Below are 15,593 nucleotides of genomic sequence, written 5' to 3'. Positions count from 1 at the left end.
TAAGGTTCAAGGCGAATCCGCCACAGAGGCCCGTACAATCATTTTTCTATGAAATGGACTGTGGGCAACCTCTGGGAACGTTTTGCGGCCACAAGGCCCTTTCTAGCGCCTAATCGAGGCCATGCCGAAAGTGGGATGAGATAAAGAAATCCTTATATGCCTGAACGCTTGGCACGTTCGCTTCCTGTGCAATGGATGTTCGCCGTCTGAGCTTCCTATGCATCGAGCCAATTTAGCACTCAAAACGCATAATTGACGTATGACGTTACGCCTGTTGCCCTTCCCATCTAGAGGGGGCTTTGGGATTGCTACTCGTGGAATGGTAACTCGGGGTTAGGTCGATCCTTTACACAGCAATGTTCTGCCTCCGCTGTCCCATACTAAAATCGCTAAGACAAAATCTTTAGAATCTTCAGGGTCGCCGCCCGCGAGGCGGCAAGTTTAGCGAATGACGGATCTGCTACCCCAGCGCTGCCCAATAGAGCAACCGCCTTCCACGCATCACATCTAAGTCATTGAAAAATGGTGCCCGGGGACGGAGTCGAACCGCCGACACTGCGATTTTCAGTCGCATGCTCTACCAACTGAGCTACCCGGGCACGGGACCTTGGCGGAGGCGTCCGCCGGATGGAGGCGTGCCTATAGGCGTCAATCCGGTTCGCTGTCCAGCCCATAATCGCCATTTTTTTGCAACGCTTCATCGGCCGGTGGACCAGGCACGCGATAGCCTTCGCCCAGCCATTGCAGCAGGTCGCGATCACGGCAGGCCGTCCCGCAGAATGGGCGGGTTTTCACGGCCGAAGGCTGACCGCAGACCGGACACAGGGCAGGCTTAGGCGACATGGCCGCCCGCCAGTGCAAGCGACACATCCGCCTTCAGCATGATCGCCCCGCCTCGACGCTTGGCCAGCAATTCTATCCAGTCCTGCCGCTTGTGCAGCAAGTCGACGATCGCGGGCGCGGCGGTGATGGTCGCGGCGCCCCCCTGGCCATGCCGCTCGGCGCGGCGGAGCAGAGCGAGAGCAGCGGTCAGCACCACATCCTCGCGCAGCAACTCCATCAGGTTCGCACGTTCGCGGCGGCGGATGATCTGGAGGAAGCCGAAGCCGTTCACCGCCGTGCGCTCGAAGGGGAGGGGCAGATATTTGTCGATCTGCGCCGCCGCGATCATCCGCTCATCCTTGTTGTTCATCGTCGGCAGGTCGATGCCGATCGATCCGGCAAGACCCATGCGGCGGATCGCCTGCGCGGCCAGCTTCGCGCCCTTGGGGCCAAGCTGCGCGGGCGGCAGCGAGCCGTCGACGTCGATCAGCAGCATGGCCTGGGTGAGGTAAAGACGCAGAGCGGCGGCTTCGGTGCCAACCTCACCGGTGATCGCTTCCTCCATCAACTCGCTCCAGCCATGCGCTTCCAGCCGGTCCTCCTCATGCGCCGGGCATGGCGCGACGGGAATGTCGGTCGCACGCAGGCGATGGAGCAGGCTGGGGCCGGGGTGCGGCTTGATGCCGGGCAGCGGCACACGGCCCTTGGCGCGCTTGGGGCGGCCTTCCTCGGCAATCGCCTCGCGCACGATTTCGACAAGGACGTTGGCGCCTTCGGCCAGCTTGGGTGGGATTGGCTCCAGCAGCACTTCCTCGCCCGAAATCAGACGGACGATGCCGCGCTTTTTGGGGATGATGGTCGCGATCAGGCGGCCCTGAACCACTGCGCCGGCGCGGGCATGATCGCCCTCGCGCTCGACCAGCGCCTCGACCAGCTTGCCATGCTCGATCAGCGCCGCGCGGGTTTCGCCGATTCCTTCTTCATAGAGCCATTCGGCCATATCTTAATCCAATATGTATCCGGCCGCTTTCAGCAGCGTGCGGGTTTCGTAAAGCGGCAGGCCCATAATCGCGCTGTGGCTGCCCTGGATGGCGCGGATCAGGCCGGCGGCGCGGCCCTGAATGGCATAGCCTCCCGCCTTGCCGCGCCATTCGTCACTGGCAATATAGGCGTCGATCTCCGCCTGCTCCAGCCGCTTGAAGATGACGATATTGTCGGAGAGACGATGCCTTGCCTTGCCTTCGCCGTCGATCAGCGTGATCGCGCTGAACACGCGATGCCGCCGCCCGGACAGCAAAGTGAGACAGGCGCGCACATCCTCCTCGCTCTCCGTCTTGGGCAATATGCGGCGACCGACCGCAACCACCGTGTCGCCCGACAGGATGAGCGCGCCCGGATGACGCGCGGCGACAAGCGCCCCCTTGTCGGCCGCCACGCGCGCGGCGTAAGCGGCGGGCGTTTCGTGCTTCAGGGGCGTTTCGTCGATATCGGCGGGATCGACCGCGTCGGGGACGACGCCGATCTGGCCCAGAAGGTCACGCCGCCTGGGAGAAGCCGAAGCAAGGATGAGCCGCATCAGTCGTGCGGCTTATTTGAAGCGGTAGGTGATCCGACCCTTGGTCAGGTCGTAGGGGGTGAGTTCAACGAGAACTTCGTCGCCCACCAGGACACGGATGCGGTTCTTGCGCATCTTGCCGGCCGTGTGGCCGAGAATTTCGTGATCATTTTCCAGCCGCACGCGGAACATGGCGTTGGGGAGAAGCTCCACAACCTGTCCGCGCATTTCAAGCAGTTCTTCTTTGGCCATAATATCCCGGATATGCGAAAAATCGCGCCGCCATAGCGCCAAACCGCACAAAATGAAAGTCAGGGTTGCACGCCGAATTTATCGCCGGCCGCATGGAGCGCCGCGAAGATCGTATCGAGCTGATTTGCATCAAGACAATAAGGCGGCATCAGATAGATGGTGTTGCCGAGCGGCCTGAGCAAGAGGCCCCGTTCGAGGAAGAAGGCGCGCAGGCGCGGCGCAAGGTCGGAGAGATAGCCGGCATCGGGCGCGATCAGGTCGATCGCGGCGATGACGCCCAGTTGGCGCGGATTGGCGAAAGCGGGGTGCCCGGCCAATTCTTCGAGCCGTGCGGCGATGCCGTGGGCGAGCGTCGCGATCCGGCCCAGCACATCCTCGTCGCGCCAGATGGCGAGATTGGCGGCGGCGGCGGCGCAGGCGATGGGGTTCGCGGTGTAGCTGGACGAATGGTAGAAGAGGCGCGCGCGATCGGTCGAGTAATGCGCATCGAAGATCGGCGCGGTGGCGAGTGTGGCGGCAAGCGGAATCGCGCCGCCCGTAATCCCCTTGGCTACGGCCATGATGTCCGGCACGACGCCGGCCTGCTCGCAGGCGAAAAGCGTGCCGGTCCGGCCCCAGCCGGTCATCACCTCGTCCGCGATGAAGAGGACGCCATGCCGGCGGCAGATCGCGGCCATCTCGCGCAGAATATGGGGCGGATAGAGCAACATGCCGCCGGCCCCCAAAATCAGCGGTTCGACGATGAAGGCAGCAGGCTTTTCCGCGCAAGCGGCATCCAGCGCATCGAGGCAGACCTGCTCCTTGCCGGGCGTCGGCAAGGGAATGGTGCCGACATCGAACAACAAGGGCGTCCAGGCGGCGTTGTAGACGCCGCGTTCGCCGATCGACATCGCGCCGATCGTGTCGCCATGATAGCTATGTTCGAGGACGAGAATGCGGCTGCGCGCGTCAGCGAGGCCGTCGAGCGCCAGATTGTGCCAATAGCCGAGCGCCATCTTGAGCGCGACCTCGACCGCGGTCGATCCACTATCGGAATAGAAGACATGGGCGAGTTCGGGCTGGCCGTGCGCGCGGGGAGCGAGGTCGATCAGGCCGCGCGCGACCTCCTCCGCCGGGGCGTGGGTGTAGGCGGCGAAAATGAGCTGGTCGAGCTGGCTTGCCTGGCGGGCGATGGCAGCGGCGATGCGGGGTTCGCAATGGCCATGGGTCGTCACCCACCAGCTCGAAATAGCGTCGATCAACGTGCCGCCATCGGCAAGGTGAAGCAGCGCGCCCTGCCCCTTCACGACTTCGGGGATAGGCTCGCCCAGCCCATGCTGGGTGAAAGGGTGCCAGACGGGAGAGATCATGGCGCGCCTTTAGGCCAGCGGCGGCGCCAATGCTATGGCTTCTCCGCCGGATTCGGTTCGACCGGCGGCGGGACTACGACCGTGGGCAGCGCGACATGCACCTCGACCCGGCGGTTTTTCGCGCGGCCTTCAGGGTCGTCGCTGCCATCCTCCTTCGCATTCGGCGCGATCGGGCGCGCTTCGCCCAGCGCGACCAGCGTGATGCGATCCTTAGTCACGCCCTTTTCGACCAGATAGTCGCGCACCTTTTCCGCGCGGATGCGGGAGGCGACCTTGTTGTCGCCGTCGCTGCCGCGCGAATCGCTGTGGCCGCGCAAGCTGATGGGGCCGCCGGCCTTGATCGCCGGGGTCGCCAGCAACGTGTCAAGCGCGGCCTTCGCCGTGTCATCCAGCGCCATCGCGGATTGGCCGAAACCGATTACCACGTCCAACGGCTCGATCTTCGGCTCCTCGGACTGTTCGATCACTTCGGGGCGCAGGATAGAGCGTTGCGGCTCGGCGTCATTGTCCGCTTCATTGGCGGCCGTCACATTGGCGCTATTGTCCGCCTCATTGTCGCCGCTCTTGTCTGCCGGCGGCTGGCAGGCGGCCAGGGCGCACAACAGCAGGGCTGCGGGGGCCGATCTCCTCATTCTTCCTCTCCTTTCGGCCTTTTTTCGGTCGGCGGCACATAGGACAGGATCGTGTCGCCGGGTTGGGGCGTCGGCCGGGACGCATGGGTGAAGAAACGCAGCGCGCCATTTTTGCGCAGCAGCAGCAGCATGTCGCCGCCTTCGGGCATGGAGGCGCGGGCGGCCTCATAGTCGAACTGCTCGCTGATGCGGGTCTTGCGGAAAGTCCAACCCTGCTCCTCGCGCTGCATGATATCCTCCACCCCATGGCCGGAGGAGAAGAGCGCGCGGCCGCGCAGCGATTCAGGCAGGGCGCGCGGATCTTCATCGTCGCTGGCGTCGCCGAGCTGATGGACGTTATCGCGGCCGATCTCCGGCGCGAATTCATTGCAGACCAGCGCATTATAGGCTTCGTTGTCCGTCGCGGCGGCCAGCACCTGGAACTGGGCAAGGTCGAGCCGCTCCTCGGTCGCTTCCGACAATATCTCGCCATGATAGGTGGCGATGCCTTGGTGCCGCGCAGGCGCGAGCCGCTGCCAGCTATTGTCGGCGATCATCACGGGCACATCCAGCGCGCGCAACTGGGATGCGAGGCCCAGGCTGAAGGGCGTCGCGCCGACCAGCAACAGCCCCTTTTCCTGCGCGCCCGTAACCTTGAGCAGGCGCGCGACCGGCTTGATCGAGAAGCCGTGGAAGAGGATCGTCGCCACCACCACGGCAAAGGACAGAGTGACAAGGATCGAGCCGTCGCCATAGCCCAGGCGATCGAGCCGCAGCGCGAACAGGCCGGAAATGGCGACCGCGACGATACCGCGCGGGGCGATCCAGGCGACCAGCAGCCGCTCGTTCCAGGGCACGGGCGAGAAGGCGAGGCTCAGCAGCACCGTGGCGGGCCGGACCAGAAACAGCAGCGCGAAGAGGAAGCCGAGGAAGCGCCATTCGAACTGGCGCAGCACGCTCAGGTCCAGGGAGGCCGACAGGATCACGAACACGCCGGAAATCAGGAGAACGGTGACATTCTCCTTGAAGGGCTGGATATCGCGCAGCGAATCCAGCTTCATGTTCGCCAGCGCCACGCCCATCACCGTGACGGCAAGCAGGCCGGTTTCCTGCTGGATCATGTTCGAAAGGACGAAGACGCTGATGACCGCCACCAGCAGCACCGGCGCCTTGAGATATTCGGGCACATGGCCACGGGGGAAAAGCCAGCCGATGGCGCGCGCGGCGATCCAGCCGATCAGGCCTGCGACGATGGCGGCGGCGATCAGCGAGACGATGACGGCGGCGAGCGAACTCCCCTCCCCCGACCGGCGCAGATATTCATAGGTGACGACGCCCAGCAGCGCGCCAGTCGGATCGTTGACGATCGCTTCCCATTTCAGGATCGCGCGTGGGCGCGCGGCGACATTGGACTGGCGCAGCAACGGCAGCACCACCGTTGGCCCGGTGACGACCAATATGCCCGCGAAGAGGATGGCGACCGGCCAGACCAGACCCGCGACATAGTAACAGGCGAGTGATCCGAGCACCCAGCCTATGGGCGATCCGAGCAGGACGAGGCGCGTGACTGCGCCGTCAGTCTTGCGCAATTCGCGGAAATTGAGGCTGAGGCCGCCCTCGAACAGGATCAGCGCGACCGCGACCGACACCATCGGCTCCAGCAGATCGCCGAACACATGCTCGGGGTTGATGAGGTGAAGGACGGGGCCGCCGAGGACGCCTGCCGCCAGCATCAGGGCGATGGCGGGCCATCCGGTCCGCCAGGCGATCCATTGCGCGCCAATCCCCAATATGCCGATCAGCGCGATGGAAAGTGCCTGTTCCTGCATGGGATTAGCATAGACAGGCAAACAACGGCACGTCACCCCCTGATATTTTCCCGGAGGCCCGGAACAATGCGAAGGGCGGGACGTGGCCGCCTGGCCACGCCCCGCCCCGGGGAGATTTGAAGCCGATTATTGCGGCGGCTGGCTCGGCTGGGCCGGAGCGGCGGGGTCAGCCGCGGCCGGGGCGGGGGCAGCCGGAGCCGCGGCCTGGATGCGCTGCTGCAACGCCGGGTCTGCGGCGGCCGCCTGACCGATTTGGTTGAACTTTTCGGGCGGCATACCCGACGCCTGCAGCGCGGCCAGCATCTTGGGCTGCTTGTCGGCGGCGGCGATCGACGAATCCTGCTGGATCTTCGTCACTTCCACTGCTGCGGCTGCGAACTGCTTGATGTCGGCATCGGTGAAATTGCTCGCGCCAGCCGCGGGCGCAGCAGGGGCGGCAGAGCCAGCCGGCGCCGCCGGTTCACTCTGGGCGAGAGCGGGATAGGCGGCGAACAATGCGATGGAGGCGATGCCCGCCTTCAGGAAATTGGTGGTGTTGAGACCCGTCAACATGCTTCTCCTTGCGTGACCAGATTTGATGATCAGACGTCACGCTGTTGAAACAGTTCCGCCGGGGAAAGCCCCGAACGGCGAGTCGTTCGATTCGAAAGATAGCTTGTCGCAGACAAAACGATTCGTCGGCGCGTCGCGACGTTCTGCCGCAACCGCGAAATATTTCGTCATTGCAATGAAAGGCGGGCCGGATTCGCGCGAATCCGGCCCGACCGATTTTGCTTACCAGATCTTCACGCGATCCTTGGGCGAAAGGTAGATCTTGCCGCCCGGCGCAGGCTTGAAGGCATCATACCAGCTGTCGAAATTGCGGACGATATCGGCGCGATATTGCGACGGGGCGTGCGGATCGGTGACAAGCCGCTGACGCAGATTCGCCTCGCGATAGTTGCGCCGCCATACCTGCGCCCAGCCCAGGAAGAAGCGCTGGTCGCCGGTCAGGCCGTCGATCACGGGCGCCTTCTTGCCGCCGAGCGAGGCGTGATAGGCGTCGAGCGCGACGGCGAGACCGCCCAGGTCGCCGATATTCTCGCCCATGGTGAACGCGCCCTTCACATGCGCGCCGGGGAAGGGTTCATAGGCGTCATATTGCGCGCCCAGCTTCTGGGTCAGCGCCTTGAAATTGGCGACATCCTGATCGGTCCACCACTGGTTGAGCTTGCCGGTCTCGTCATATTTCGCGCCCTGGTCGTCGAAATGATGGCTGAGTTCATGGCCGATCACCGCGCCGATGCCGCCATAGTTGACCGCCGGGTCGGCGTGCGGATCGAAGAAGGGCGGTTGCAGAATGGCGGCGGGGAAGACGATCTCCACCATGCCGAAATTGGCATAGGCGTTGATCTCCATCGGGGTCATGCCCCATTCCCAGCGATAGATGGGCTTGCCGAGCTTGCCGACATTATAGTCGAACTCGAAAGCGTTCGAGCGCATCGCATTGCCGAACAGGTCGTCGCGCTTCACCTCCAGCCCCGCATAGTCGCGCCATTTGTCGGGATAGCCGATCTTGGGGGTGAAGGCGGCCAGCTTCTTGTGCGCGCGGGCCTTCGCCTCGCTGCTCATCCAGGGCAGGCCGTCGATGCGGCGGCCCATGGCGCTCAGCACATTCTTGACGAGCTGGTCCATCGCCGCCTTGGTTTCGGGCGGGAAATATTGGGCGACATAGACCTTGCCCACTTCCTCGCCCAACGATTCCTTGAGGAAGGTGACGCCGCGCTTCCACCGCTCCTCCCGCTCGGGCGTGCCCGACAGGGTGGTGCCGTAGAAGGCGAAGTCGGCGTTGGCTATGCTGTCGGGCAGATAGTCGGCATAGGCGTGCAGGCTGGACAGCAGCAGACCGTCCTTGAGCACCTGCACCGGCGCCCTGGCGATCAGTGCGGCCTCGCCGGTCACGGCGCTGGGCTGGGCAACGAGCAGTTCGGTGGGCTTGAGGTTATTGGCGGCATAGAAGGCCGCGAAGTCGAAGCCGGGCGCGGACTGCTGAAGCTGCGCCAGTGTCATCTTGTTATAGGTCTTGTCGGCGTCGCGGCTGTCGATCTGGGTCCAGTGAACCTTGGCGATTTCCGTCTCGAACGCCATCAGCGCGGTCGCACGCGCCTTGGCGTCGGCTTCGCCGGCCAGGGTCAGCATCTTTTCCAGATGGGCGACATAGGCGGTGCGGATCGCCGCCATCTTCTCGCCCGGATCGAGATAATAGTCACGGTCGGGCAGGCCCAGGCCGCCCTGCGTCATCGAGAGGATGTAGGTTTCCGGGTCCTTGTCGTCTTGCCCGACATAGAAGCGGAAGGGGCCGCGAATGCCGGAACGCGCCGCCCTGGCCGCGACCCTGGCGTAGGAGGCGCGGTCGGTCACGCCCTTGATCTCGGCCAGCCAGGGCTTGATCGGTGCAAGCCCCTTCGCCTCGACCGTGGCGCCGTCCATATAGGCGGCATAGGCATTGCCGATCTTGCTGCTCGGATCGCCCTGCGCGGCTTCCAATATGCCCCTGGTGCGGGTGCGCGACAGGTCGTCCAGCGTGTTGAACGCGCCATAGTTGGACTTGTCCGCCGGTATCGGCGTGTTCTTCGCCCAGGTGCCGTTGGCATAGTCGTAGAAATCGTCGCCGGGCTTCACCGACTTGTCCATACCGGCGGTGTCGAAGCCGAATGTGCCATAAGTGGGCTTGGCGGCGGAGGCGGCCGCCGGCGTGGCGGCCTGATCGGCATGGGCGACGGTGGCGGCCAGGGCGAGCGCGGTCGCGGCGGCGCCCAGGAGGAGGTTCTTCATCAAAGCTTCCCTTGCTTGTGACAGGTCGGACGGACTTTTGCCCGGCATGGCGGGACTTGAACGCCCGTCAAACAAGGATGTCCATGTCGTTGGTCGAAAATTATCAGCGGTTGAAAGGTTCGGAAAGTCGGATATGCGCCGCGAAGGCTCGCGCCAGGCTGGCCGGGTCCAGCGGATCAAGGCGCGGCAGGCGGCCAAGCGAGGCAATTCCGGCGATCCGCGGAATGATCCGTTCATTCTCTTTGTGCGGATCGCCGATGAAGGCGATGCCGGCGATGGGAACGCCACGCGCCTTCAACGCCTCGATGCTGAGCAGGCTGTGGTTGATCGTGCCAAGCCCCGTGCGGGCGCAGAGGATCACCGGCCGGCCCCAGTGGGCGAACAGGTCCGCCATCGACAGCGTTTCGGTGACGGGGACGAGCACGCCCCCTGCCCCTTCGATCACCAGCGGCCCGTCGACCTGCGGCAAGGCGAGGCGATCGAGGCGAATCTCCACCCCGTCGATCCGGGCGGCGAGATGCGGCGAGGCCGGCGTCGCGAGGCGATAGGCTTCGGGCAGGATATGCTCGGGGGGAAGGCCGGACAGGGCGGTGACCGTCTCCCTGTCGCCTTGCGGATCGACGCCCGCCTGGATCGGCTTCCAGTAATAGGCCCCCAGCGCACCGGCGAGGCCGGCGGCGAAGACGGTCTTCCCGATGCCGGTGTCGGTGCCGGTGACGACGACAATGCTCATCGGACCAGCCGGCGCAGCATCTCGCCCAGCGCCAGCACGTCCGGCCGGCCGACATTGAGCGTCAGCGACACCCGCAGCCGGCTGGTGCCCGCCGGCACGGTCGGCGGGCGGATGCCGCGCACGTCGAACCCCGCCTCCTGCAAGGCGGCGGCGGCGGCCATGGTGCGGGCATCCTCCTTCAGGATGACCGGCACGATCTGGCTGCGCGGATTGGGCAAGCCCAGCGGGCCGCAAATCGCCTCCGCCGCATCCTGTCGCAGCGTCTTCAACCGTTCGCGCAGGTCGTCGGCCCGCTCGATCCGGTCGAGCGCGGCGGATACGGCGACTGCCATCAGCGGCGACGGGGCGGTCGAATAGATGAAGGGGCGGGCGCGGTTGATGAGATAGTCGACATGGATGCGCGGGCCGCAGATCAGCGCGCCCTCCGCGCCCATCGCCTTGCCGCAGGTATGGAGGGTGATGACATTGTGCAGCCCGTCGAGACCCGCCGACAGGCCGCGTCCGCCGGGTCCGAAGACGCCGGTGCCATGCGCCTCGTCCAGCAACAGCATCGCATCATGCTGCGCAGCAAGTTTGGCGAGGTCGGCGAGAGGCGCCATGTCGCCGTCCATCGAATAGAGCGTCTCGACCGCGATCCAGATACGGCCCTTGCCGCCTTCGGCGCGAAAGGCGGCGATGAGATCGGCGAAGCTCTGCACGTCATTATGCGCGGCAAAGACCGTAGCGGCCTTGCTCATGCGGATGCCGTCATGGACGCTGGCATGGATCAGCGCGTCCGCGACGATCAGATCGCCCCGCTGCGGCAAGGTGGAAAAGAGGGCGAGGTTGCCGACATAGCCATTGGCGACGAACAGCGCCGCCTGCGTGCGGAAGAAGTCGGCCGCCTTCGCCTCCAGCCCTTCATGCTCGGGCGCGTTGCCGCGCAGCAGGCGCGAGCCGCCCGACCCCAGCGGCACGCCGCGCGCGACGGCGTCGGCGACGGCCTGCGCGATCATCGGATCGCCGGCCAAAGCGAGATAGTCGTTGGAGGCGAAATCGCGCCCGGCGCGGGGGGACAGGCGACGCAGCCGTCCGCGCTGCTCCAGCGCGGCAAGCTGGGAACGGAAGAGTTCGGCAGTCATGGCGCGCGCTATAGGCCCGGCCAGCGGGAGGGGCAAGCAAGCCCTTGGCTTCCCCCGTTTCCCACCATATTTGTCATCCTCTCCCGCAAGCGGGAGGCATGAGGGCGTCGCCGCGGTTCAGGCGGGATTATGCTCTTTCAGGAACGCATCGAGCCTTTCGAGAAATTCCAGCCGATCCGCCTCGCGCGTGAAGAAATGGTCGGCGAGCGGCTGTTCGACATAGATGTAGTCGCGCCCCGTCACCTTGCCCGCGCCCTTCAGCTTCTCCGCCATTTCGCGCGACTGACCCACCTGCACGCGCCGGTCCTTCTTGCCATGCATCAGCAGGATGGGTGTCGAAAATTGGGCGGCAAAGTTGATCGGCGAAACGGCGGCGAAATCAGGCGCCTGTTCCTTCATCCAGTCCTTGCGGCCGCCATGGTTGAGGAAACGGCTGTCATAGCGCATCATCGCCGCCAGATCGGAGACGCCGGCATAGGAGACGGCGCAGCGATATTTCGCCCCGTCGCGCTGGGCCGCGCGCATCGCCGCATAGCCGCCATAGGAGGCCCCGACCATGCACACGCGCCCGGCGTCGGCAATGCCCTGCTTCACCGCCCAGTCGACCGCGTCGTTGAGGTCGTCCTGCATGGCGAGGCCCCATTGCCCCTCCCCCTTTTCGGCGAAGGCTGTGCCATAACCCGACGAGCCGCGATAATTGGGCTGAAGCACGGCATAGCCGCGCCAGGCCAGGAACTGCACCCACCAGTCCCATTCCTCCGCATCGCGGGCGAAGGGACCGCCATGGGGCATCAGGATGAGCGGGAGATTCTTGGGGTCCTTGCCGGCCGGCAAGGTCAGCACGGCGGCGATCTCCAGCCCGTCGCGCGCCTTGTAGCGGATCGTCTTCACAGGTGAGAGGCGCGCCTTGACCGGGAAGCGATCGCTGACCCGGGACAAAAGGCTCATCGCGCCGGCGGCGGTGTCGTAATAATAATAGGCGCCGGGCTGGTCGGACGTGCCGACATGCACGATCATGCGCTGGCCGTCGCGGCTGGTGGAAACGATACGGGCGCGGCGTTCGCCGACCGCCTTGTCGACATCCGCCTGGATTTTCGCAAGATTGGCGTCGAACCAGTGCACCATCGGCGCGTCGCCGGTATAGCGCACGCCAGCCAGGCCGGTGCCGGCGGCGTCCTCCTCGACCCAGCCAATGTCGAAGCCGGGCGCGGTGAAAATCTTCCGCCCCAGTTCGAGCGTGGCGAGATTCAGTTCGTACAGCGCATCTGTGCCTTCATGATCGTCGCTGGCGATCGCCCGGCCGGGATCGGCGGTGAAGAGCAGCGGCACCACCAGCGATTCGTCGCGTCGCCGGTCAGCCCGGTCGACGACGTGGAAGCTGGACTTCCCGTCGGGACGGTAGAGCAGTTTGGACGTGCGCATACTGTCATTATAGCCGATGCCCATGCGGACATTGCCGGCGGCGTCGGCGTACCAGCCGCGCACGAACTCCCTGGGCGCGACGACGTTGCGCATCCGGCCGGTCGTGATGTCGACTTCGTCCACCTTCGGCCAGAAGCCAGGTTCGCTGTAGTAGATGGAGGTCTGGTACGAAAGGAGGATACGGGGCGTGCCGTCACGCGCGACCCAGATGACGTCGTCGGCATTTTGCGCGGCGACATTCTTGGCCAGCAGATTGAACTTGCTGCCGTCGCGCTTCACGCTGACGACGCGGCTCAGATACCAGGGCATACCCTGAACATTGGTTTCATTGCCCACGCCGGCGATCAGCCAGTCGTCATTGACCCATTTCCACCAGTTGAGATCATTTTCCCCCAGGCCAAGCGTGCGGATGCGATTGGGGCCTTCATAGACATCGGCAATCACCATCCGCTGTTCGCCCGCCACCGCCGCGCGGCTGGCGATATGCAGGCCGTCCGGCGAGAGCGTCGGCCGATCCATCAGCGGCAGCGCAGCAAAATCCTGGATCGTCAATGGCTGTGCCGGCGCCGTCTGCGCCGATGCCGCCATGATCCACAGGCCGGCGCCCCCCGCCAGCAGCCCGATAACGCGCTTCATCATCCCCCCTGAAAAACATCGGCCCCGTCCTTCTGATAGGACGGGGCCGATCGGGCGTCATCTGAAATCGACAGTTTAATCAGGACTTTGCATCACGCTCCATGCGCCAGCGCGGCGAGCAGCAGCAGCGCGACGATGTTGGTGATCTTGATCATCGGATTGACCGCCGGGCCAGCGGTGTCCTTGTAGGGATCGCCGACCGTGTCGCCCGTCACCGCGGCCTTATGGGCTTCGCTGCCCTTGCCGCCATGATGGCCGTCCTCGATATATTTCTTGGCATTGTCCCAGGCCCCGCCGCCCGAGGTCATCGACAGGGCAACGAACAGGCCGGAGACGATGACGCCCAGCAGCAGCGCGCCCAGCGCCGCGAAGCCATTGTCGATGCCGGCGACCGCCGCGATCGCGAAATAGACGATGATCGGCGCCAGCACGGGGAGCAGGCTAGGGACGATCATCTCCTTGATCGCGGCGCGGGTGACGAGGTCGACGGTGCGGGCATAGTTGGGGCGCGACGTCCCCTCCATGATGCCCCTGTTGGTGGCGAACTGGTCGCGCACGTCCTTTACCACGTCGCCGGCCGCACGGCCGACCGCGGTCATGCCCATTGCCCCGAACAGATAGGGCAGCAGCGCTCCCAGCAGCAGGCCGACGATGACATAGGGGTTGGACAGGCTGAAATCGACCGGCTGGACGAGGCCTAACGCGCTATTGTAGAATTTGAGGTCTTCGGTGTAGGCGCCGAACAGGACGAGCGCGGCAAGGCCCGCTGATCCGATGGCATAGCCCTTCGTCACCGCCTTGGTCGTGTTGCCCACGGCGTCGAGCGCGTCGGTCTTGACCCGGACGCTGTCGTCCATGTGCGACATTTCCGCGATGCCGCCGGCATTGTCGGTAACGGGACCATAGGCGTCGAGCGCGACCACCATGCCAGCGAGCGCCAGCATCGCCGTCGCGGCGAACGCGATGCCGATCAGGCCCGCCAACTGATGGGCGACGATGATGCCGACCACGATCACCAAAGTCGGCAGCGCAGTCGATTCCAGGCTGATCGCCAGCCCCTGGATGACGTTGGTGCCATGGCCGGTTTCGGATGCCTTGGCGATGGAGCGGACCGGGCGATAATTGGTGCCGGTATAATATTCGGTGATGACGACCAGCAGGCCGGTGACGGCGAGGCCGACCATCATCGACCAGAAGAGCGCCATACCGGTATAGCCCCCGATCCCGTCGAGATCCGCGCCGAATACCGCGTGCATGTCGCCCAGCACCCAGACGCTGACGCCGTAGATTGCGGGGATGGACAGGATCGCCGTGGTCCAGAAACCCTTGTAGAGCGCGCCCATGATCGACTGGCTGGCGCCCAGGCGGACCATATAGGTGCCGATGATCGAGGTGATGATGCACACGCCACCGACGATCAGCGGCAGCGCCATCAGCTTCATCAGGAAGGCGTTGTCGACGCCGCTGACCAGCAGCGCGGTCAGCACCATGGTCGCGCCGACGGTGACGACATAGGTTTCGAACAGGTCGGCGGCCATCCCGGCGCAGTCGCCGACATTGTCGCCCACATTGTCGGCGATGACGGCCGGGTTGCGCGGGTCGTCCTCCGGGATGCCGGCCTCGACCTTGCCGACCAGGTCCGCGCCGACATCGGCCGCCTTGGTGAAGATGCCGCCGCCAAGGCGGGCGAAGATGGAGATGAGCGATGCGCCGAAGGCCAGCGCCACGAGGCTGTCGATCACCAGCCGGTCGTCGGGCGCATGGCCGGCCGGGCCGGTCAGATACCAGAAGAAGGTGCTGATCGCGAGCAGGGCGAGGCCGGCCACCAACATGCCGGTGATCGCGCCCGCGCGGAAGGCGACGGTGAGGCCGCTCTGTAGCGTGCCGCGCGCGGCTTCGGCGGTGCGGACATTGGCGCGCACCGAGATGTTCATGCCGATGAAACCCGCCGCCCCCGACAGGACCGCCCCGATCAGGAACCCCACCGCGGAGGTGAGGCCTAGGAACAGCGCGACGATGACCGCGACAACGATCCCGACAATCGCGATCGTCGTATATTGGCGGCCGAGATAGGCCTTCGCCCCTTCCTGGATCGCGCCGGCGATCGCCTGCATGGTGTCATTTCCGGGCGATGCGGCCAGCACCTGGCGACTGGTGAACAGTCCGTAGAGCACGGCCAGAAGGCCGCACCCTATGGCGACATAAACTATCAACATGCTTGTTCCTCTCCCCCTGTTGTTGCTGTCATCGGCCGCTCCGCAGGGAATGACGGACGGGCGAAGGGCGCAAGAACGGGCGGCCGGACAGGAAGGGTCCGGCATCGGGCACCGCGTCAATCAGCATCAGGGCGTCACGCATCGATGCGCTCCAACCGGCTGAGAATAGGGTGGGATCAAGCTACAGGCCGGACGGCGCGCGTCAAGCCGGTGGCGGATGATGTGGATCAAGC

The 15,593-nt window shown here is 65.0% G+C and carries 14 protein-coding genes and 1 tRNA gene; all 15 read right to left on the bottom strand.

Features of this window, described 5'->3' with window-relative positions; genetic code table 11:
• Positions 1–523 precede the first annotated feature (523 nt).
• The 15 genes from AC58EF_RS00635 to AC58EF_RS00565 all read right to left on the bottom strand — a co-directional run bounded on the left by AC58EF_RS00635 (position 524) and on the right by AC58EF_RS00565 (position 15,360).
• Positions 524–599, bottom strand: a tRNA-Phe gene (locus AC58EF_RS00635).
• Between the two features lie 49 nt (positions 600–648).
• Positions 649–843 carry a DNA gyrase inhibitor YacG gene (locus tag AC58EF_RS00630; protein ID WP_497273723.1) on the bottom strand — a complete coding sequence of 65 codons (195 nt, stop codon included), beginning with the start codon at positions 841–843 and terminating at the stop codon, positions 649–651.
• The gene (locus tag AC58EF_RS00625) at positions 833–1,822 is read right to left on the bottom strand and encodes a ribonuclease (RefSeq protein ID WP_497273722.1); all 990 of its coding nucleotides are present in this window, start codon (positions 1,820–1,822) and stop codon (positions 833–835) included. Before AC58EF_RS00625 ends, AC58EF_RS00630 begins: the two co-directional genes overlap by 11 nt.
• A 3-nt stretch (positions 1,823–1,825) precedes the next feature.
• The gene (locus AC58EF_RS00620) at positions 1,826–2,398 is read right to left on the bottom strand and encodes a Maf family protein (protein ID WP_497273721.1); all 573 of its coding nucleotides are present in this window, start codon (positions 2,396–2,398) and stop codon (positions 1,826–1,828) included.
• Positions 2,399–2,410: 12 nt separating this feature from the next.
• Positions 2,411–2,629, bottom strand: a complete 219-nt coding sequence (infA, locus tag AC58EF_RS00615) for a translation initiation factor IF-1 (RefSeq protein ID WP_003049127.1) — start codon at positions 2,627–2,629, stop codon at positions 2,411–2,413.
• Between the two features lie 59 nt (positions 2,630–2,688).
• The gene (locus AC58EF_RS00610; RefSeq protein ID WP_497273720.1) at positions 2,689–3,978 is read right to left on the bottom strand and encodes an adenosylmethionine--8-amino-7-oxononanoate transaminase; all 1,290 of its coding nucleotides are present in this window, start codon (positions 3,976–3,978) and stop codon (positions 2,689–2,691) included.
• Positions 3,979–4,010: 32 nt separating this feature from the next.
• Complete coding sequence (locus AC58EF_RS00605) at positions 4,011–4,610, bottom strand: OmpA family protein (protein WP_497273719.1); 600 nt, start codon at positions 4,608–4,610, stop codon at positions 4,011–4,013.
• Positions 4,607–6,418, bottom strand: coding sequence for a cation:proton antiporter (locus AC58EF_RS00600; RefSeq protein ID WP_497273718.1), 1,812 nt, complete (start codon positions 6,416–6,418; stop codon positions 4,607–4,609). The genes AC58EF_RS00605 and AC58EF_RS00600 overlap by 4 nt, the downstream gene beginning before the upstream one ends.
• Before the next feature lie 126 nt (positions 6,419–6,544).
• Positions 6,545–6,967, bottom strand: coding sequence for a DUF4168 domain-containing protein (locus tag AC58EF_RS00595; protein WP_497274160.1), 423 nt, complete (start codon positions 6,965–6,967; stop codon positions 6,545–6,547).
• 39 nt (positions 6,968–7,006) lie between these two features.
• Positions 7,007–7,141: a hypothetical protein gene (locus AC58EF_RS00590; RefSeq protein ID WP_497273717.1), complete on the bottom strand. Its 135-nt coding sequence runs from the start codon at positions 7,139–7,141 to the stop codon at positions 7,007–7,009.
• A 51-nt stretch (positions 7,142–7,192) separates the two neighbouring features.
• Positions 7,193–9,232 (bottom strand): M13 family metallopeptidase, encoded by a 2,040-nt coding sequence (locus tag AC58EF_RS00585; protein ID WP_497273716.1) that lies wholly within the window; start codon positions 9,230–9,232, stop codon positions 7,193–7,195.
• A gap of 103 nt (positions 9,233–9,335) precedes the next feature.
• On the bottom strand, positions 9,336–9,965 hold the full coding sequence (gene bioD, locus AC58EF_RS00580; protein WP_497273715.1) for a dethiobiotin synthase: 630 nt from the start codon (positions 9,963–9,965) through the stop codon (positions 9,336–9,338).
• Positions 9,962–11,086 (bottom strand): 8-amino-7-oxononanoate synthase, encoded by a 1,125-nt coding sequence (locus AC58EF_RS00575; protein WP_497273714.1) that lies wholly within the window; start codon positions 11,084–11,086, stop codon positions 9,962–9,964. Before AC58EF_RS00575 ends, bioD begins: the two co-directional genes overlap by 4 nt.
• A gap of 117 nt (positions 11,087–11,203) precedes the next feature.
• Positions 11,204–13,144, bottom strand: coding sequence for an alpha/beta hydrolase family protein (locus AC58EF_RS00570; RefSeq protein ID WP_497273713.1), 1,941 nt, complete (start codon positions 13,142–13,144; stop codon positions 11,204–11,206).
• A gap of 92 nt (positions 13,145–13,236) precedes the next feature.
• Positions 13,237–15,360, bottom strand: a complete 2,124-nt coding sequence (locus tag AC58EF_RS00565) for a sodium-translocating pyrophosphatase (RefSeq protein ID WP_497273712.1) — start codon at positions 15,358–15,360, stop codon at positions 13,237–13,239.
• Positions 15,361–15,593: the final 233 nt, after the last annotated feature.

Source organism: Sphingobium sp. WR1 (genome assembly GCF_059693745.1).
The sequence above is the reverse complement of the archived record's forward strand: the minus strand, read 5'-3'. Positions and strand labels throughout refer to the sequence as shown.

Bases quoted from the DNA above. Each gene is read 5' to 3' on its own strand.
- AC58EF_RS00630 (WP_497273723.1), bottom strand. From the start codon at position 843: ATGTCGCCTAAGCCTGCCCTGTGTCCGGTCTGCGGTCAGCCTTCGGCC.
- AC58EF_RS00625 (WP_497273722.1), bottom strand. From the start codon at position 1,822: ATGGCCGAATGGCTCTATGAAGAAGGAATCGGCGAAACCCGCGCGGCG.
- AC58EF_RS00620 (WP_497273721.1), bottom strand. From the start codon at position 2,398: ATGCGGCTCATCCTTGCTTCGGCTTCTCCCAGGCGGCGTGACCTTCTG.
- infA (WP_003049127.1), bottom strand. From the start codon at position 2,629: ATGGCCAAAGAAGAACTGCTTGAAATGCGCGGACAGGTTGTGGAGCTT.
- AC58EF_RS00610 (WP_497273720.1), bottom strand. From the start codon at position 3,978: ATGATCTCTCCCGTCTGGCACCCTTTCACCCAGCATGGGCTGGGCGAG.
- AC58EF_RS00605 (WP_497273719.1), bottom strand. From the start codon at position 4,610: ATGAGGAGATCGGCCCCCGCAGCCCTGCTGTTGTGCGCCCTGGCCGCC.
- AC58EF_RS00600 (WP_497273718.1), bottom strand. From the start codon at position 6,418: ATGCAGGAACAGGCACTTTCCATCGCGCTGATCGGCATATTGGGGATT.
- AC58EF_RS00590 (WP_497273717.1), bottom strand. From the start codon at position 7,141: ATGACGAAATATTTCGCGGTTGCGGCAGAACGTCGCGACGCGCCGACG.
- AC58EF_RS00585 (WP_497273716.1), bottom strand. From the start codon at position 9,232: ATGAAGAACCTCCTCCTGGGCGCCGCCGCGACCGCGCTCGCCCTGGCC.
- bioD (WP_497273715.1), bottom strand. From the start codon at position 9,965: ATGAGCATTGTCGTCGTCACCGGCACCGACACCGGCATCGGGAAGACC.
- AC58EF_RS00575 (WP_497273714.1), bottom strand. From the start codon at position 11,086: ATGACTGCCGAACTCTTCCGTTCCCAGCTTGCCGCGCTGGAGCAGCGC.
- AC58EF_RS00570 (WP_497273713.1), bottom strand. From the start codon at position 13,144: ATGAAGCGCGTTATCGGGCTGCTGGCGGGGGGCGCCGGCCTGTGGATC.
- AC58EF_RS00565 (WP_497273712.1), bottom strand. From the start codon at position 15,360: ATGTTGATAGTTTATGTCGCCATAGGGTGCGGCCTTCTGGCCGTGCTC.